Raw genomic sequence first — 17,492 nt, 5'->3', positions numbered from 1 at the left:
CGTGACCCCTGCCGCGGAAGTGCGGGTCGTGCACCGCCGCTGAGCACTGTGCAGGCAGTTCGCGCTGCCGGAGCCGGCGCCCAGCGTGCCGCCGGCGATCACGAGCTCGAACTGCCTGCACGGTGCACGAACGCCGGGCCCTAGGCTCGCTGCCATGTCCCCGGACGCCACCCAGCCGCCGGACCGCGTGCTCGACCTGTTCGCCGCCGAGGGCGTGCTCGAGCGGCTCGAGGGCGGACGGGGCACCGGCTGGCGGGCCGGCGACCTCGTGCTCTCCCCCGGCCACCACGAGTCGGAGGCCTGGCTGGCACCGGTCCAGGCGCGCCTCGCCGTGCGCCTCGACGAGCAGTCGCCGCGCGTGGTCCGCCTCGCGCTACCGGTCCCCGCGCGCGACGGCAACCTGACGGCCGACGGCTGGGTGGCGACGCGCTTCGAGCCCGGTACGACACCGTGCCGCGACCTCGGTGTCCTCCGGGCGACCAGCCACCTCCTCCACGCCCACCTGGCGAGCGCCGTGCCCGCCCGGCCGGAGCAGCTCGACGCCCGGGACGACCGCTGGGCCACGGCGGAGCGGCAGGCGTACGACGCGGACGCCGCGCTGCTCGCGGCACAGGACCGTCCGGAGCCCGGCCTCCCCGAGCTGGTCGGGCGCCTGGTCGCCGGGCTCGAGCCGGTCGACCTCGGGCGCGAGCAGCTCGTCCACGCCGACCTCGCGGGCAACGTGCTGCTCGACGCGACCGGCGTACCGCTCGTCATCGACCTCTCGCCCGCCTGGCGCTCGCCCCTGTGGGCCGAGGCGGTGTGCGTGCTGGACGCCGTGCTGTGGCTGGGCGCGCCCATCGGTGCGCTCGACGGGTGGCGCTCGGGAGCCGAGCGGCAGGCGATGTTGCGGGCGGCCCTGTTCCGCGTGCTGTCCGACCGGCCCTGCGGCGTGGCGCGCTACGCCGGGCTCGGGATCGGCTGACGCCTAGGCTGCGGACATGCACGAGCGGGACGAGGGAGACGCGGTCGGTGCCGGGCGACGCACGTGGCTGTACGTCATGGCGCTGGCGTGGGCCTTCTTCGGGCTCGCCACGATGGTCGACGGACGGATGCTGCTGGGGGCGGCCCAGCTGCTGCTCGCCGCCGCCAACCTGGCCGCGGCGTGGTCACCTCGGTTCGCCGCGTTCGTCGACGCGCCGCTTCTCCGGCGGAAGTGACCGGCGACCGCTGGCGGTGTCTCGCTAGATTGTGCGCGTGACCGCCGCCCGCCTGCTGACCACCGCACGACGGGGCCTGCTCGGTCTCCTCGGCCTCCAGGTCGGGCTGGCGGTCGCGCTGTCCCTCGTGGACTCCTACCGTCGCCGCGGCAAGAAGCCGAAGCCGTTCCCCGTGACCGGCCCGCAGACCGTCCCGGTCGGCGGCGGCGAGATCACGACGTACACCTTCGGGCGCGACCTCTACGACGACATGCTGGCCGCGATCGACGGGGCCAAGAAGCAGATCCTCCTCGAGACCTACATCTGGAAGGGCGACGAGATCGGGTGGAAGTTCAAGACCGCCCTGACCGCCGCCGCCGCGCGCGGGGTCGACGTGCACTGCATCTACGACGGCTTCGCGAACCTCGTCGTCTCCCCCGCCTTCAAGCGCTTCCCGCCGTCGGTGAAGGTGCTGCGCTACCCGATCTGGACCGCCGGCCTGCGCTTCTGGGACCTGCGCCGCTACGGCCGCAACCACCGCAAGATGCTGGTGGTCGACGAGGAGGTCGCCTTCCTCGGCGGCTACAACATCGGCTCGGCCTACGCCACCGAGTGGCGTGACACCCACGTCCGGATCACCGGTCCGGGTGTGTGGGACCTCAAGCGCTCCTTCGCCGACTTCTGGAACCTCAACCGGCGCCACCGCATGCGCCGCAGCGAGCGACCGCTGCTGCTCGAGACGGCCTCGGACTGGGACCCGCAGATCCGCATCCACCGCAACATCCCGCGCCAGTGGAGCTTCCCGATCCGCAGCATGTACCTCGAGGCCATCAACCGCGCCAGCCGCAACATCTGGCTCACCACGGCCTACTTCCTCCCCGACCAGGACTTCGTCGACTGCCTCGTCGACGCGTCCCGGCGCGGGGTGGACGTGCGGGTCCTGCTGCCCCTGAAGTCCAACCACATCGTCGCCGACTGGATCTCGCGCGGCTACTACGGCCAGCTCCTCGGTGCCGGGGTGCGGATCCTGCGCTTCAAGGACGCGATGGTGCACGCCAAGACGGCCACCATCGACGGCAGCTGGGCCACCGTCGGCACCGCCAACATCGACCGGCTCAGCCTGCAGGGCAACTACGAGATCAACCTCGAGGTCATCGACCCGGCCTTCGCCGCGGTGATGGAGGAGGTCTTCACCACCGACGAGTCGAACAGCCTCGAGCTGACGCTGGACGAGTGGCAGGCGCGCGACCTCAACCGCAAGTTCACCGAGACCTTCCTCGGTCCGCTGCGTCCCCTCCTCTGACCAGCAGGATCCGGTCCGCCCGCCTCGACGGAGGGGGACGTTGGACCCTGCCGCCGACCGCCGTCGCGCGTGCACGGTGGACGCATGAGGACGACCCGGAGCACCTCCGAACGCGACCTGGCCGCGCTCTACCGGGCAGGCGCGGTGTCGGCCGCCGTGGCCGTCGTCCTCTACGTCGCGGGTCTCGTCATGGTCGTCGCCACGACCGCGCCGCCCGAGTCGGGCGCCGCCGAGATCCTGCAGTACGTCCACGCCCACCGTGCCGTCTACATCGCGCGGCAGCTGCTGTGGACGGCTCCCAACCTGTTCCTGATGGTGGTCTTCCTCGCGCTCGCCGTCGCCCTCCGTGGACACGGGCGTGGCCTCGCGGCGGTGGCCGGGGTGGTCGCGGTCTCGAGCTGGGCCGTGGCCTTCGCGTGGCCGACCAGCGGTGACGGCTCGCTGGCCATGGTCGTGCTCAGCGACCGGTACGCCGAGGCGAGCGCTGGCCAGCGACCCTCGCTCGTGGCGGGCGCCGAGCTCCTCGACGCGCTCAACGACGTGCCGGCGGTGATCGGGGTGCTGCAGACACTGGGGCTGCTGCTCATCGCGCTGCTGATGCTCCGCGGGACCTTCTCACCGTGGTTGGCCCGGCTCGGGGTCGTGACCGGCGTGGTGGGCATCGGCTCGGAGGTGCTCCGGCCGGTGCTCGGCGGTGCGTACGCGGTCTACGGGTTGCTCCTCTTCGCGTGGCTCGCCTGGGTCGCGGTCGCCCTCTGGCAGCTCTCGCTCACCCCGAAGGCACGACGAATCGGGTGAGGAGCCCACGGATCGGGCCGTGGATCAGCGCGTGGGGAGGTGGGTGGGGACGCTCATCCGCGGCCCGCGCCGGGGTCGCGCCCGGCCGCCCGCCATCGCCATCGCCGCCGCCCGGCCGCGCTGCGGGCGGTAGGGCTCGAGCAGCTCGGCCATCTCGTCGTCGGTGATGTCGTGGCCGACGAGTGCCCAGCCGACCCAGTTGGCGAGGTGGTAGTCGCCGAAGCTGACGGCGTCGGGGTCGCCCAGCGCGCGCTGGCGCACCTCCGCGCTCGTCCACACCCCGATGCCCCGCACGGACCGGAGCCGCCGGTCGGCCTCCTCCGCGGAGACCTCCGTGACCCGTTCGAGCGAGGCAGCCAGCCGGCACGCGGTCACCACGGTGCGCGACTGCGCAGGCTGCACGCCGAGGCGCAGCCACTCCCAGCTCGGGATGGCCGCGATCGTGGCGGGCGTGGGCTGGAGCATCAGCCGCAGCGGGGCGACGGGACCGGGCGCGGGCTCGCCGTGGCGCCGCACCAGCTCGCGGAACGATCCGAAGGCCTGCTTGCCGGTGACCTTCTGCTCGAGGATCGACGGCACGAGGGACTCCATCACCAGACCGGTGGCCCCGATGCGCCAGTGGCCGTGGGTGCGCCAGCCGTGGGCGACCTCGGGGTGGTGGTGCGGCTCGAAGTCGGCCGGGTCGTCGTCGGCCCCGAGGAGCCGCGGCAGGTGCTCGAGCGCCCACTCGGCCCCCGCCCCCCACGCGCGGGCGTGCACCTCGCCGCTGGAGGGTCGCTGGTGGACGCACAGGCTCGCCGGGCCGATCGGCGTACGCATGGCGCGCCAGATCCGGCCGGACTCCTCGTGGCGCTGGGTGGGGTCGCCGGCGCCGCGTCGCTGGGGGCGCAGCACCTGGGCCACCGAGCACGGCCAGTCGGGCACCCACGTGCGGGTGCGCTCGCCGACGGTGGAGGGGGCCATGGGTGCGACGGTAGACGAGGCCACCGACTACCTTGCAGCCATGGGCGAGACTCCGAACAAGCGTGACCTCGAGGCGGGCATCCAGCAGGACTTCTCGCGCTCGATGTCCTACGGCGACTACCTCCGTCTCGACGTGCTGCTCGCCGCCCAGCAACCGCTGTCCGACCCGCCGCAGCACGACGAGCTGCTCTTCATCGTCCAGCACCAGACCAGCGAGCTCTGGCTGAAGCTGATGATCCACGAGCTGCGCTCGGCTCGGGCGCTGCTGCGCAGCGACGACCTCTCCCCCGCGCTGAAGCGGATGGCGCGGATCAAGCACATCCAGCACACCCTCACCGACCAGTGGTCGGTGCTCGCGACGCTGACGCCCTCGGAGTACGCCGAGATCCGCCCCTTCCTCGCGACGTCGTCCGGCTTCCAGTCCGCGCAGTACCGCGAGGTCGAGTTCCTCCTCGGCAACAAGAACGCCGACATGGTCAACGTCTTCTCCCACGACGAGGCCGCCCGCACCGCCCTCGAGGAGCTGCTGCACGAGCCGTCGCTCTACGACGAGTTCCTCGCGTACCTCTCCCGCCAGGGGTACGCCATCCCCGCGCGGCTGCTCGACCGCGACTGGTCGCAGCCGCACACGACCGACGACGAGCTCGTCGGGGTCTTCGCCTCGGTCTACGCCGCGCCGGCCGAGCACTGGGGCGTCTACGAGACCTGCGAGGAGCTCGTCGACGTCGAGGACGCCTTCCAGCAGTGGCGCTTCCGCCACCTGCAGGTCGTCCAGCGGGTCATCGGCCACAAGGTCGGCACCGGCGGCTCGTCGGGGGTCGACTTCCTGCGCCGCGCCCTCTCGCTGACGTTCTTCCCCGAGCTCTACGAGGTGCGCACCCGCATCGGGGAGTGACTCACCGCCTCCTGGGGCCGGCGGGGGGTCGCGCAGCACACGTGTCCGACTTCTCGCCCTTCGAGTGCCCGGTCGAGGGCGACAACGCGGACACGTGTACGAGGCCCGCCACGATGACGCCGGGAGCGCGCGTGGGTTTCGCACCGTGCTGCTGCGCGGACATGCGCCTACGATCGAGAGCGCGAGAGACCGTGTCGGACAGCGCACGGAAGGAACGACCATGGCTGCACCGGATGGGAGACCCCGCGCGGCTGCCGAGAAGCACGCCGAGCTGCTCGCGGACCGCGCCGTTGCGCACCCGAAGTCCCTCGGGGGCATCGTGGTGTCTGCATCACGCTCGGCCGACCACCTCGACACGGCGCTCAGTCTCGCGGCTGACCTCAGGGCTCCTGTCGTGGTCCTCGCGAGCGGACGCGCCGTACCGGAGGACACCGCGCCGAGGCCGGCCGGCTCGACCGATCTCGCGCTGACCTTGGTTCCAGTGCCTGAGGACTACAGGCCGCCGGTCGTCGATCTGGTCACGGACGGGATACCCGCGGGCACCGCAGGGCTCGACGACCTGTGCGTCAAGCGGAACCTCGGCCTCCTCCTCGCCAGACTCCTCGGTTGGGAGACCGTGCTGTTCCTGGACGACGACATTCGTGGGCTCACCGGCGTGGACGTGGAGCGTGCGCTGGAGGTGCTCCCCGACGCGGGGATGGCCGGGATGCCAGCGAGGGAGTTCCCCGACAACTCCGTGGTGTGTCATGCGAACCGTTTGACCGGATACGAACAGGACGTCTTCGTCAGCGGGTCGATGCTGTTGGTCGACAGGGACGCGATGACCTCGTTCTTCCCTCGCATCTACAACGAGGACTGGATCTTCATGGCGCCCGCCATCTTGGAGGGAAGGGTCGTCGAGGCCGGCGAGTGCCGCCAGCTTCCGTACGACCCGTTCGCCGATCCCGAGAAGGCGTACCTCCAGGAGTTCGGAAATGTGGTTGCCGACGGCCTGATGAGCTCGCTGCACCACGGCTCCCTCGATCTCGCCACCGACGAGGACTTCTGGGCGCGATTCCTCACCGAGCGCGGCAGGTTCCTCCGTGGCATTCGGCAGAGGAGCGACCAGACTGACACGCGTGTCATCGCTGCCTTGTCGGCGGCGGAGCGGCGGTTGGCTGAGATCACTGTCCCCGAGCTCATCGCATACGTCCGCGCCTGGAACGCTGATCGGGCAGCCTGGCGATCAATCCTGTCGGCGCTGCCCTCGGTCCCGGATGTCGGCGCGGCCGTTGCCCACCTCGGGCTCCGGGCATACCCAGCGGCCGGCGCCCTCCCGGTCGCTCGCGAGAAGGAGGAGACGCCGTGACGGGCGAGGCCACCACGATTGCTGTGCTGGGAGTGGACGACGTCGCCACCTTGCGAGACGTGCGCCTCGCGGCGCTGCGACAGGAGCCGTTGGCGTTCCTCTCCACCTTCGACGAGCAGGTGCTGTGGTCGCAGGACGACTGGGCCAGAGAGCTGCGTCGCGGGACCTGGCTGGTTGCGACTGATCACGGCGATGACGTAGGGCTGCTCGGCGCGACGTCCGAGGATGACATTCCGCGTGAAGATCGCTACGCGAGCTACATGTGGGTGCATCCGCACAGACGCCGTGAGAGAATCGGCACCTTGCTCCTCACGACGCTCATCGCCCGTCTGCGCGCTGACGGGGTGTCGAGCCTCTGGTTGTGGGTCATGGACGACAACCCGAACGCGCTGCGACTCTACGAAGGCGCCGGATTCCGACTCACGGGTGACCGGCAGCCTCTGGCGGCCGATCCGTCCCGACACGAGGTGAGGATGGTCCGCCGCCTGTGACGGGCAACATGCGGCGCAGGGCCAGTATCTCCGTCGTGGTCGGATGCCCATCGACCACGTCGACCTTGTACAGGCACTCGACGGGCACCCACGCCCGGGACCCCGACGTGAACCCCATCCGTCGACGAGCACGCGCAGCCGCGACTGCGATTCGCCCACGCGGCTCGCTGTGCTCGTGGTCGAGCGACTCGCACCTCGCGAGGAAGTCCTTGCTCTGGGTGAGACCGACGCCCGCCCAGGTTCCGTAGCCGTAGGCCCCCTGGATCACGACGACGGTCCGTCCGGCGGCGAACGGGCTGGGTGCGCGGATGATCACGCCGTACTCGGTCATCTCCTGGCCGGGCTCCGCGACGTGCACGAGCGGTGCTGCCCAGTCACCGCCGGCCTGGGCGGTCATCTCGACCTGCATCGCCACGCCGGGGCCGGGATCCACCACCCTCATGCCCGGTCGGAGGCGGTCGCATATCTGACGGGCGACCTTGTTCTCCGCCGGACCGCCGAGCACGACCAGGTTGTTCTTGCGGTCCAGCTCGTGCTCGTCCACGTAGACCGACTTCGGCCGCTCGAGACCGATGTCCTGGAACAGCTCGCTCAGCAGCCTGTTCGCGATGGCGTCCCCACCCCCGACGACGCCAGTGGGTTCGCGGAACTCGGGGATGTCGAACTTGCTGATGACGACCTGGAAGGTCCCGTCCAGCACGGGGTGCCAGAACTCCCGGGCCATCCAGCACCGTCTCCTGACCAGGAACGTCTCCCAGAGGCGCCCGATGAGGTAGCCGATCAGGGCCGCGGCAAGGCTCAGCACGATGTTGAGGACAGCAGACATGTGAGACCACCCCCGTGATCCGGTCCGCGACGTCGCTGCGACGCCTGAGGGGGACGACACTCGAGTGTAGGACTGCAGCGACCACCCAGGTCCCGGCTCTTCGTTCGACCGGGGCGAGCACGCTCACCGCGTGGGCGGACAGGAGCCGGGGCGCTGGCGCAACTGCACTGGCCCACTTCAGGTCATCGCCCTTGACGGTTCCCCACACCTCCGTTGCACTCGGACGTACGCGTCCCACCAGATCCGAGCCAGCATGCCCGCACGCAACGTCGCCGTCAGAGCGGTCGAGGGCGCCGTGCTCAGCGTGTGGCGCTACGTCCCCGACGCCATCGACGTGTTCCGGGAGATGTCGGCCAGGAACGCCGAGATCACCCGCGCGCTGCGGAGGCCCGGACCGTCCGTGTCGGACAAGCGCCGGTTCGCGGCCGCGCGCGTCTGGTGCGCCACCGTCTTCCCCGTCTACCAGGTGGCCGACGACATCCCGGGCTACTGGCTCTACCTCGAGACCTACGCGCTCACCGGGCTGCTGGGTGCGTACGCCGTCACCGCACTCGTCGCGTTCGTCCTGGCGGTCGGTCTCGGGCTGGTGCAGCGCGGCATCGAGCGGCACCGGGCCGAGCTCGTCGGCCACCGTCCCGTCGAGGACGACAGCGACCACCCGCGCTACTTCCTCGACGCGATCGTGATGAGCGCACCGTGGCAGGTCTACCGCCGCGCGAACCTCCCGGCAGCGGACGGCCACGTCGGCCTCACCACCACGCGACGGATCGTGCAGTACGGCGGGGTCTACTGCGTCGTCAACACGGCGCTCTACGCCTTCGGCCGCTACCTGCCGGTCGGCGACTGGACCGGCTTCGCCCTCGCCCTCGTCGCGGTGACCGCGCTCGGCGGCGCGTGGGAGGGCGTGCGGTCTGCCTAGTCCGGCGGCCCCAGCCTCGCCGCGACCTGGTCCGGCACCCGGTCGTAGTGGGAGAACGCGCGCGTGAACGACGCGGTCCCGTGGGACAGCGAGCGGAGCTCCGCGGCGTAGCGCCGCAGCTCGAGCTGCGGCACGTGCGCCCTGATCGTCACCAGGCCGGCTTCGCCGGTCGGTTCGCTGCCCAGGACCTTCCCGCGTCGCGCAGACAGGTCCCCCATGACCGTGCCGACCAGAGCGTCCGCGACGAGCACCTGGATCTCGTCCACCGGTTCAAGGAGGCACGTCCCACCGCCCGTCGCGGCGTCCCGCAGGGCGAGTCCGCCCGCGGTCTGGAACGCCATGTCGGAGGAGTCGACGCTGTGCGCCTTGCCGTCCGTGAGGGTGACCCTCAGGTCGACCATCGGGTGGCCGGTGCCTGCGCCGCGCGCCATCTGGGCGAGCACGCCCTTCTCGACGGAGGGGATGAACTGACGGGGCACCGCGCCGCCGACGACCCGGTCGACGAACTCGAACCCGCTCCCCTGCGGGAGCGGCTCGACCTCGATGCTGCACACGGCGTACTGGCCGTGACCGCCGCTCTGCTTCACGTGCCGGCCGAGCCCGGAGGCGGGGCCCACGAACGTCTCGCGCAGCGGCACGCGGAGCTCGACCTCCTCGACGGCGACGCCGTAACGGGTCGCGAGCCGGTCGAGCAGCACGTCGGCGTGCGCCTCCCCCATCGTCCAGAGCACGATCTGGTGCGTCTCCTCGTTGTGCTCCACGCGGAGGGTGGGGTCCTCGGCGGCGAGCCGCTGCAGCCCGGAGCCGAGCCTGTCCTCGTCGCTCGTGGAGAGGACCTCGATCGCCACCGGCAGCTGCGGGTCGGGCATCCGCCAGGGCTCGAGCACCAGCGGCGTCTCCACCGACGACAGGGTGTCGCTGGTCTCCGCCCGGCTGAGCCTCCCGATCGCGCACAGGTCGCCCGCCGTGACGGAGTGGACCGGGCGCTGCGACTTGCCCACCGGCACCGACAACGATCCGATGCGTTCGTCCTCGTCGTGGTCGGGGTGGCTCGACGTCGGGTCGCCGCCCGTGGTCCACACCGACCGGTGCCCGGACACGTGCACCGTGTCGTCCGGCAGCACGGTCCCCGAGAACACCCGGACCAGGCTGACCCGCCCGAGGTAGGGATCCGTGGTCGTCTTGACGACCTCCGCCAGGAGTGGGCCGGACGGGTCGCAGGTGAGCTCCGGCCCGGGAGCTCCCGCAGGTGTGAAGATCCGCGGCATCCGGTGCTCGAGCGGCGAGGGGAACGCGGCCACGACGAGGTCGAGCAGCTCTCCGGCACCCGCGCCGCTGATGGCATCGACCGGGATGACGGGGTGCAGGGACGCCCTGGCGACCGCGAGCTCGAGGTCGCGCAGGAGCAGCTCCGGGGCGATGGCCTCGCCGCCGACGTAGCGATCCATCAACGTCTCGTCCTCGGACTCCTCGATGATGCCCTCGATGAGTGCCGCCCGCTGCGCGTCGTGCTCGTGGTCGCCGGTGATCAGGCCGACGAGTCGCCCTCCCTCGTGGAGGTAGACCGGCAGCACGCGCTCCCCGAAGGCGTCCCGTGCCTGGGTCACCACCCCGTCGACGTCGGCGCGGGCGTGGTCGAGCTTGGCGACGACGACCGCACGCGGCATCCCCACCTCGGCACACTCGCGCCAGAGCGCCTGGGTCGGCTCGTCGACCCCCTCGTTGGCCGCGAGCACGAACAGGGCGCAGTCGGCGGCGCGCAGCCCGGCCCGCAACTCGCCGACGAAGTCGACGTAGCCGGGGGCGTCGAGGAGGTTGACCTTCACACCCCTGTGCACGAGCGGGGCGAGCGCGAGGCCGACGGACCGTCGCTGCCGGTGCTCGACCTCCTCGGCGTCGCACACCGTCGTACCGTCCTCGACGGTGCCTGCCCTGTTGATCACCCCGGCGTGCACCAGCAGCCGCTCGACGAGCGTGGTCTTGCCAGCACCGGCCGCCCCGACGACGAGGACGTTGCGGATCGACGCGGGGCCCGCCGCGACCGGAGCACCTGCCTGGCCACCGGTGCCGCCAGGGTCTCTGCTCACGGTGGCCGCTCCTGCTCGCTGGTCCGACGGTCCGGGACGTGTCGGTCCCACTGTTCACCCGATCGATTCCACGGGGCAAGGGCGGGATCGTGGGAGCGCAGACGTCCCGCACGCCGCCCGGGGGTGTGGCGGCGTACGGGACGAGCTCCTGCTAGCGGCGGACCCGGTTGCCGTGGCCGTGCCACGCGTAGTCGGGGCCGCGCGCGCCCACCTTGCGCGCCGCCTTGCGTGCCTTGTGCACCTTGGCGCTGAAGGGGTCCTTGGAGGCGCCGAAGTAGTAGACCGCGTAGCTGGCCGCGCCCGACAGCTCGGTCAACCCCTTGATCGCCCCTCCGGCCATGGCCCGCTGCGCGGCACGCTTGGCCGCATCGTCCCCGGTGGGCGCGAGGCCCTCGGCGTCGAGGGGCGGCACGCCCGTCAGCACGGTGATCAGGTTGTCGCAGATCTGGTGGTAGCAGGGGTCGTACCAGGAGCCCGCGGCACCGCCGTAGATCGCGGCCTCCGCCGCCGACTTCACGCCCTCGGCACCGGCGAAGACTCCTCCCGACGGGATCCCGCGGTCGGTGAAGCCGACGTAGTCGGAGCGGCCGTCGAACGCCCTGCGGACGCTCTCCAGCCCCTGCGCGTCGAACCAGTCGTCGAAGACCTGCTCGACCTTGCCCGAGCCCTCCGGCCCGGCCGGGTTGTCCGGGGCGGCGTTGCCGTCGCCGTCGTAGACACCGCGGACGTAGTTGGGCGAGGCGAGCATGTCGTAGTCGAGCATCACGTCGATCTTGTCGACCTCGCGCTGGCTGAGGTCGTGCGCGTAGTAGGTCGACCCGACCAGGCCGTTCTCCTCGGCGCCCCACCACCCGAAGCGGACCTTGTTGCGCAGGTGGTAGCGCCCACTGGCGAGCTCCTCGGCCTGGGCGAGCAGCGTCGCCGTGCCGGAGCCGTCGTCGTTGATGCCCGGCCCGGCCTCGACGGAGTCGAGGTGCGCGCCGACCACGACGACGTGGTCGGGATCGCCGCCCCGGGTCTCCGCGATGACCTGCGGCAGGAAGCGGTCGGTGAAGCTTCCGTAGACCTTGAGGTCCACGGTCGGGTCCTGTCCCTGCTTGTAGGCCTGCAGCAGCTCGTTGCCGAGGGTGTAGCTGGTGATCACCGCAGCGATCGTCGCGGGCGGGTCCGGCTGGTTGTCGACGAAGATCGGGTTCTGCCGCGTGGGGGTGTTGCCCTCGTTGTAGATGATCACGCCAGTGGCGCCGGCGGCCTGGGCCAGCGACCACTTCGTGACGAAGGCGCACGTGCCGCGCTGGACGAGCGCGACCTTGCCGGAGACGCCGGCGTAGTCGGTCTCCTCGCACCCGCTCTCGGAGCCACCGGTGGGCGGGTCGACGATGCCGCCGACGGGGAACACGGGAGCGTCGGTCAGCTCCACGGTCGGCGAGTTGGCCATGGTGATGAAGTCGGCGGTCGGCTGGTCGTCGTCCTCGGCGTCGCCCGGGACGTACGTCTTGGGGGTCGGGTCGACGCGGTTGAGCACCGGCGGCTGCGACTCGGCCCAGACGGGGTAGTTGAACTGGGTCACCTGCGGGCTGTAGCCCGCCTCGCGCAGCGTGGACACGACGTAGTCGAGCGACTCCTGGTAGCCGCTGGAGAAGACCTCGCGGGTGTCGTCGTTGAGCGAGGCGATCCGCTGCAGCGCGGTCTGGTGCGCGGTGATCTCGGCGACCGTGACCCCCTTGACGAACCTCTTCGCCTGGGGACTGTCGGGGGTGACGCCGTGGGATCCGTGGGACCCGTGGGAATGGTGACCCGGGTGGGCCTTGGCGGCGGTCTGGACGGCGCCTGATCCGGCCGAGGCGGCCGCTGTGGCGATCAGGACCGACGCTGCGGTGACGCTCAGCAGCTTGGACGCGGTGTACATCGCACTCCCTCTCAGGCTGCCGACGCACACGTTCGGCCCGATGTCGAAGGTGCTCAGCCGCCGAGCCTCGAACCTACGAGTTCCGGCTCGGGCCGGGAATCCCCTCACTGGGTCAATTGCCCGCTGTCGCGCCCCTGATCAGCTCGGGCGTTCGATCGTCGTCACCACGCTGGTCACCGAGGGCCGCGCGGGCGTGCTCGAGAACCCGAAGCGGCAGGGCGGGTCGACCCGGGCGAGCGCGCCGAGCTCGGTCCCGCGCCACTCCCCGGAGATCGCCGTCACCGAGACGACCGAGGTCGCGCCGTACCACTCCCTGCGGTCGTTGCCGGCCGTCCCCCGGGTGCGTACGCCGCGCAGCACGACGCGGGCGACCGGGTCGGCGACGGCGCACCACGCCGGGGCGGTCGCGATGCGGGCGGGCACGAGCCCGAGTGCCGCACCCAGCGGCGTACGCCCGCCGACGACGAGCCGGAGGGACAGCGACGGGGTGGACACCTGCCAGCCGTCCGTGGTGTCGTCGACCGCCACCCGCTCGATCACGTGCTCGTCGAAGGAGTAGGTGGAGGCGACGAACTCGCGGACCCGCTCGTCCGGGGCGAGCAGCACCCGGTGGCCCGAGGCGTCCTCGAGCATGACGTCGGCGAAGGTGCCCCAGGGCGAGTCGTCCCAGCGACCGACGACGACCCGGACGCCGCTGGTGCTGCCGACGCCGGCGATGCGACCGGTGAAGCGCTCGGCGACGCGGCCCGGCCTCACTGCTGCACGAGCCCGTCGGGATCCCGGCCGTCCGCGGTCAGGCCGCGCGCGACGCCCTGACGGTCGTGGTCGGAGCGGTTCTGGCTGAGCTTGGCCTTCGCCTCGACGGACTCCACGAGCAGCTCCACCCCGACGATCGGACGGAGGTTCTTGGTGACGTAGTCCGCGGGCGCGTCGCTCACCGCCCACGGCTCGGCGCGGCCGGTCTCGTGCCGGTCGGTGAGCCGCGTGACGAGGCCGCGCACCCAGTCGGGGTCGTCGTGGACGGCGACGCGGCCCCGCAGGTGCACGACGGAGTAGTTCCACGTCGGCACGACCTTGCCGTGCTCGGCCTTCGCTGCGTACCAGGACGGCGACACGTAGGTGTCCGGCCCCGTGACGATCGCCAGCGCGGGCGAGCCGTCGACGATCCGGCGCCAGTGCGCGTTCGCCCGCGCGACGTGGCCCACCAGGCGGTCGTCCTCCCACAGCACCGGCAGGAACGTCGCGTCGGGCGCACCGTCCGCGCCGACCGTCACCAGCTGGGCGGTCGCGACCGCCGCGACGAAGGGGCGTACGTCGTCGGCGTCCATCACGTTGTGGCGCGGGACGTAGAGCTGCGGGTCGGGCTGCTGGTCGGGCACGGGCCCATCCTGCCCGACCCGTCCCGCACCGTGGGGTGGCGTCGGCGTCGGTGGTGGACGGCAGGATGGACGCATGCTGCTCGCCGAGCTCGTCGACACCTCCGCCGCGGTGGCGGCGACCCGATCCCGCAAGGCCAAGGTCGCGACGCTCGCGGAGACGCTCGGCCGGGTTGGGCCGGAGGAGCTCGAGGTCGTCGTGTCCTACCTCGGTGGCGCGCTGCGGCAGCGGCGCACCGGACTGGGGTGGCGGGGCGTCAGCGACCTGCCCTCCCCTGCCGGCGAGCCGTCGTTGACGGTGCTGGAGGTCCACGAGGCCTTCGAGGCGATGTCCGGGCTCTCGGGCGCCGGGTCGCAGCTCGCGCGCAAGGAGGCGGTCGCCGACCTCTTCGGCCGTGCGACCGCCGAGGAGCAGCAGTGGCTCCGGGCGATCGTCACCGGCAACGTGCGCCAGGGCGCGCTGGACGCGGTCACCCAGGAGGCCGTGGCGCTGGTGGCCGACGTCCCGCTCGCCGCCGTCCGCCGGGCCGCGATGCTCGCCGGTTCGACCGTCGCCGCTGCCGGAGCGGCGTTCGAGGGCGTGGAGGCGCTGGCCGCGATCGGTCTGGAGGTCGGCCGGCCGATCATGCCGATGCTCGCCTCCAGCGCGCCCGACGTCGCCGCCGCGATGGCGGGCCTGTCGGCGGACGGTGCCAGCAAGGTCGCGGTCGACGCCAAGCTCGACGGGATCCGGATCCAGGTCCACCGCGACGGCGACGACGTGGTCGTGGTGACCCGCAGCCTCGACGACATCACCGCCCGGCTGCCCGAGGTCGTCGAGGTCGCGCGCTCGCTGCCGGCCGAGCGGTTCGTGCTGGACGGCGAGGCGCTGGCGCTGACCGACGACGGACGGCCGATGGCCTTCCAGGACACTGCCAGTCGCACCGCCCAGGACTCCGGGGTCGCCGTCACGCCGCACTTCTTCGACCTGCTCCACGTCGACGGACGCGACCTGCTCGACGCCCCGGGCCACGAGCGGCTCGACGCCCTCGACGCGCTGGTGCCCGAGCAGCACCGCGTGCGCCGCCTGGTCACCTCGTCCGCGCAGGCCGCCGACGAGTTCGCCCGCGAGACCGTGGCTGCTGGCCACGAGGGCGTCGTGCTCAAGGACCTGTCCGCCCCCTACGCCGCCGGCCGCCGCGGCTCCGCGTGGGTCAAGGTCAAGCCGGTGCACACCCTCGACCTCGTCGTCCTCGGCGTCGAGTGGGGCTCGGGCCGCCGTGAGGGCTGGCTCTCCAACATCCACCTCGGCGCCCGCGACGCCTCCTCGGAGACCGGTTTCGTCATGCTGGGCAAGACGTTCAAGGGCATGACGGACGAGATGCTCGCCTGGCAGACCGAGCGGTTCACCGAGCTCGCCGTGTCCCCTGCCACGATGCGCGAGCACTACGCCGTCGAGGTGCGTCCCGAGCAGGTCGTCGAGATCGCGTTCGACGGGCTCCAGCGCTCCACCCGCTATCCCGGCGGTGTCGCGCTGCGGTTCGCCCGCGTCGTCCGCTACCGCGACGACAAGACCGCAGACGAGGCCGACACGATCGAGACGGTGCGCGCGCTGGCCGCTCACGCGGTGTCCGACAGCGACTGAGTCAGCCTGACGGTGCGGCGGTCTCCTCTGCGCGCGCCTCGTTCACGAAGGTCGAGAGGGTTCGCCATTCGGTGGTGCAGGGCATCCCAGGGACGCATGTCGTATGGCGCAGGAGCAAGCGGTCGCCCTTGCCGCCAGCCGGCACTGTCGTCTCCCACGAGACGTTGCCCTGCGCGTCAGGGGCGAGGCTGACATCCAGGACGTGCGACACGTGTTTGTCGGTTCGCTGACGACACAGCTCTAGTCTTGTCAGCACTCCTGGTGCCACCTCAGACGCCGAGAAGTGCGCCTTGACCTTGCCATCGGCTGCTTCTTCGAGCGTGGCAGTGACCTGGGCGATCTCCTTCGCTGCCGCCGGAGTCGCGAAGGTCGCCACCTTGACCGGCTTCTCCGACGCGCAGTCGAGGCCTGCGTCCTTGGTGGTGAGGCAGTAGTACACGGTCAACAGGTCCCAGCGGTCTGGGTGGACGTCCACCCGGACCTTGCGGTTGATCTCGTCCAGAGCGCTTGGGAGCACGAGACCAGACCAGATGGGCGTCCCCTCTTCGTCCGCCGGCACGGTCGGGTCATCCATCGTGCGCGGCATCGAGCCACGACGCAGCCCGTTGATCCCCACGACCACCTGAAGACCACGCACGCGGCTCCCCGTAACGGCGATGGTGACGGTGCTCGTGCCCTCGTTGTTCTCGACGTCGGCCTCGACCTGCGGCAATGATCGGATCGACTTCGCCTCCACAGCCACCTTGGTCGCGCCGTAGAGTCCCAACGCCGTGGACGCCACGGCGAGGATGGTGAGGCCGGCCATCAAGGAGAACGTGGTCCGCTGCGCGAATGCCGCAACCGTCAGCAGCAGCAGGCCGGCGAGTAGTACGAAGGTCAGCACATAGGCAGCGAGACGAGCAGTGTCGAAGTCTCCGGCAACTCCGGTGAGCGGGTTGATTTCGCGAGGAGCCAACAACCATGCGGCTCCGACAGCCGATGCGAGGCCCAGGGCGGCGACCAGCATCGCTCGTCTTGAATGCGACTCCCACAGTGCGGCACTGACAACGGCCGCGATGAGGAACAGGACGACCAGCGCCAGGCCCAACGGCTTGTAGAGCTGTCCCAACGCGAACCCGGACGGCTTGTCGATCAGTGGGGCACCCCTGCTGAGGTCGCCGATGTCGGGTAGGAACAGCGACGCACTGAAGAGCATGAGGAGCAGCAACGCGAGGAGGGACCAGACCAGGAACCTCGCCCGAGGGTCTACCGCTCGTGCAAAGAGCGCACCAACGACACCGATGCCGAGGAGCACGAGAACGGCGATGCTCGCTGCGGGATAGATTCGCAGCGCCTGGTCGAGCACGCCTTCCTTGTAGCCCAGGAAGGCCAGGACGGCGGCGAGCGCTGTGAAGCCAGCGGCCGCCCACTTGATCGCATCGTCCAGCTTGTCGGGCTGGAGGAGGCCGTCAGCGCCGTCCAGCTCGTCGGCCCTTGAGGGCCTGGACGGTTTGTCCGCGGACTCGTCGCCGTTGACCGCCTCGGACGGCTCTTCCGATGTGGCGTCGCCGACTATTCGTTCCGTCTCGCCAGACGCGTCATCGGGGGCGTGATCGTCGGCTGCGGCTGGTGCCGTCGGCGACTCGTCCGTCGACGAGGCGTCAGGCTCGCGCGCAGGTGCCGGGGTCGGCGCCACGGCGCTCGCTCGCTCCCCCGACCTGCGACGTTGCTCCGCGTCGTCGATCAACCGAAAACGTTGCTTGAACCACCCGAGTCGATCCATGTTTCACGATCGC

16 protein-coding genes are annotated in these 17,492 nt (G+C 71.3%); 9 read left to right on the top strand and 7 right to left on the bottom strand.

Features of this window, described 5'->3' with window-relative positions; translation table 11 throughout:
• Positions 1–154: 154 nt before the first annotated feature.
• From ASC64_RS06730 to ASC64_RS06715, 4 genes are all read left to right on the top strand, one after another.
• Positions 155–964 carry a hypothetical protein gene (locus ASC64_RS06730; protein ID WP_056906774.1) on the top strand — a complete coding sequence of 270 codons (810 nt, stop codon included), beginning with the start codon at positions 155–157 and terminating at the stop codon, positions 962–964.
• Between the two features lie 16 nt (positions 965–980).
• Positions 981–1,199, top strand: coding sequence for a hypothetical protein (locus tag ASC64_RS06725; RefSeq protein WP_056906773.1), 219 nt, complete (start codon positions 981–983; stop codon positions 1,197–1,199).
• A gap of 37 nt (positions 1,200–1,236) precedes the next feature.
• Positions 1,237–2,481, top strand: coding sequence for a phospholipase D-like domain-containing protein (locus ASC64_RS06720; protein ID WP_056906798.1), 1,245 nt, complete (start codon positions 1,237–1,239; stop codon positions 2,479–2,481).
• A gap of 84 nt (positions 2,482–2,565) precedes the next feature.
• The gene (locus ASC64_RS06715) at positions 2,566–3,279 is read left to right on the top strand and encodes a DUF4386 family protein (RefSeq protein ID WP_056906772.1); all 714 of its coding nucleotides are present in this window, start codon (positions 2,566–2,568) and stop codon (positions 3,277–3,279) included.
• 24 nt (positions 3,280–3,303) lie between these two features.
• Here ASC64_RS06715 and ASC64_RS06710 read toward each other — a convergent pair whose 3' ends face one another.
• Positions 3,304–4,242, bottom strand: a complete 939-nt coding sequence (locus tag ASC64_RS06710; RefSeq protein WP_056906771.1) for a DNA-3-methyladenine glycosylase family protein — start codon at positions 4,240–4,242, stop codon at positions 3,304–3,306.
• 40 nt (positions 4,243–4,282) lie between these two features.
• Here ASC64_RS06710 and kynA point away from each other — a divergent pair, with 40 nt between their 5' ends.
• The 3 genes from kynA (at position 4,283) to ASC64_RS06695 (ending at position 6,976) form a co-directional block, all read left to right on the top strand.
• Positions 4,283–5,137, top strand: coding sequence for a tryptophan 2,3-dioxygenase (gene kynA / locus ASC64_RS06705; RefSeq protein WP_056906797.1), 855 nt, complete (start codon positions 4,283–4,285; stop codon positions 5,135–5,137).
• A gap of 220 nt (positions 5,138–5,357) precedes the next feature.
• Positions 5,358–6,485: a hypothetical protein gene (locus tag ASC64_RS22315; RefSeq protein WP_056906770.1), complete on the top strand. Its 1,128-nt coding sequence runs from the start codon at positions 5,358–5,360 to the stop codon at positions 6,483–6,485.
• Positions 6,482–6,976, top strand: coding sequence for a GNAT family N-acetyltransferase (locus ASC64_RS06695; protein WP_056906769.1), 495 nt, complete (start codon positions 6,482–6,484; stop codon positions 6,974–6,976). The genes ASC64_RS22315 and ASC64_RS06695 overlap by 4 nt, the downstream gene beginning before the upstream one ends.
• On the opposite strand, the gene ASC64_RS06690 is transcribed toward ASC64_RS06695, so the two are convergent.
• Positions 6,906–7,802, bottom strand: a complete 897-nt coding sequence (locus ASC64_RS06690; RefSeq protein ID WP_056906768.1) for a hypothetical protein — start codon at positions 7,800–7,802, stop codon at positions 6,906–6,908. The two genes, ASC64_RS06695 and ASC64_RS06690, sit on opposite strands and share 71 nt — an antisense overlap.
• 253 nt (positions 7,803–8,055) lie before the next feature.
• Here ASC64_RS06690 and ASC64_RS06685 point away from each other — a divergent pair, with 253 nt between their 5' ends.
• Complete coding sequence (locus ASC64_RS06685) at positions 8,056–8,721, top strand: hypothetical protein (protein WP_056906767.1); 666 nt, start codon at positions 8,056–8,058, stop codon at positions 8,719–8,721.
• Here the strand turns inward: ASC64_RS06685 and ASC64_RS06680 are convergent.
• The 4 genes from ASC64_RS06680 to ASC64_RS06665 form a co-directional block, all read right to left on the bottom strand.
• Positions 8,718–10,808, bottom strand: coding sequence for an elongation factor G-like protein EF-G2 (locus tag ASC64_RS06680; RefSeq protein WP_056906766.1), 2,091 nt, complete (start codon positions 10,806–10,808; stop codon positions 8,718–8,720). The genes ASC64_RS06685 and ASC64_RS06680 overlap by 4 nt on opposite strands.
• A gap of 151 nt (positions 10,809–10,959) precedes the next feature.
• A complete protein-coding gene (locus ASC64_RS06675; protein WP_056906765.1) occupies positions 10,960–12,717 on the bottom strand; it encodes a M28 family metallopeptidase in 1,758 nt (585 codons plus the stop codon).
• Positions 12,718–12,855: 138 nt separating this feature from the next.
• Entirely contained in the window at positions 12,856–13,473 is a 618-nt protein-coding gene (locus ASC64_RS06670) for a hypothetical protein (protein WP_056906764.1), read from the bottom strand.
• Positions 13,470–14,096, bottom strand: coding sequence for an FMN-binding negative transcriptional regulator (locus ASC64_RS06665; RefSeq protein WP_235563561.1), 627 nt, complete (start codon positions 14,094–14,096; stop codon positions 13,470–13,472). Before ASC64_RS06665 ends, ASC64_RS06670 begins: the two co-directional genes overlap by 4 nt.
• 73 nt (positions 14,097–14,169) lie before the next feature.
• Between ASC64_RS06665 and ASC64_RS06660 the strand changes: the two genes are divergently transcribed.
• A complete protein-coding gene (locus ASC64_RS06660) occupies positions 14,170–15,717 on the top strand; it encodes an ATP-dependent DNA ligase (RefSeq protein WP_056906763.1) in 1,548 nt (515 codons plus the stop codon).
• A 1-nt stretch (position 15,718) separates the two neighbouring features.
• On the opposite strand, the gene ASC64_RS06655 is transcribed toward ASC64_RS06660, so the two are convergent.
• Positions 15,719–17,443, bottom strand: coding sequence for a hypothetical protein (locus ASC64_RS06655; protein WP_156385064.1), 1,725 nt, complete (start codon positions 17,441–17,443; stop codon positions 15,719–15,721).
• Between the last annotated feature and the right edge of the window lie 49 nt (positions 17,444–17,492).

Source organism: Nocardioides sp. Root122, from assembly GCF_001425025.1.
Lineage (GTDB): Bacteria > Actinomycetota > Actinomycetes > Propionibacteriales > Nocardioidaceae > Nocardioides.
This window is presented reverse-complemented; position numbering and strand designations above follow the sequence as displayed.

Bases quoted from the DNA above. Each gene is read 5' to 3' on its own strand.
- ASC64_RS06730 (WP_056906774.1), top strand. From the start codon at position 155: ATGTCCCCGGACGCCACCCAGCCGCCGGACCGCGTGCTCGACCTGTTC.
- ASC64_RS06725 (WP_056906773.1), top strand. From the start codon at position 981: ATGCACGAGCGGGACGAGGGAGACGCGGTCGGTGCCGGGCGACGCACG.
- ASC64_RS06715 (WP_056906772.1), top strand. From the start codon at position 2,566: ATGAGGACGACCCGGAGCACCTCCGAACGCGACCTGGCCGCGCTCTAC.
- ASC64_RS06710 (WP_056906771.1), bottom strand. From the start codon at position 4,242: ATGGCCCCCTCCACCGTCGGCGAGCGCACCCGCACGTGGGTGCCCGAC.
- kynA (WP_056906797.1), top strand. From the start codon at position 4,283: ATGGGCGAGACTCCGAACAAGCGTGACCTCGAGGCGGGCATCCAGCAG.
- ASC64_RS22315 (WP_056906770.1), top strand. From the start codon at position 5,358: ATGGCTGCACCGGATGGGAGACCCCGCGCGGCTGCCGAGAAGCACGCC.
- ASC64_RS06690 (WP_056906768.1), bottom strand. From the start codon at position 7,802: ATGTCTGCTGTCCTCAACATCGTGCTGAGCCTTGCCGCGGCCCTGATC.
- ASC64_RS06685 (WP_056906767.1), top strand. From the start codon at position 8,056: ATGCCCGCACGCAACGTCGCCGTCAGAGCGGTCGAGGGCGCCGTGCTC.
- ASC64_RS06675 (WP_056906765.1), bottom strand. From the start codon at position 12,717: ATGTACACCGCGTCCAAGCTGCTGAGCGTCACCGCAGCGTCGGTCCTG.
- ASC64_RS06660 (WP_056906763.1), top strand. From the start codon at position 14,170: ATGCTGCTCGCCGAGCTCGTCGACACCTCCGCCGCGGTGGCGGCGACC.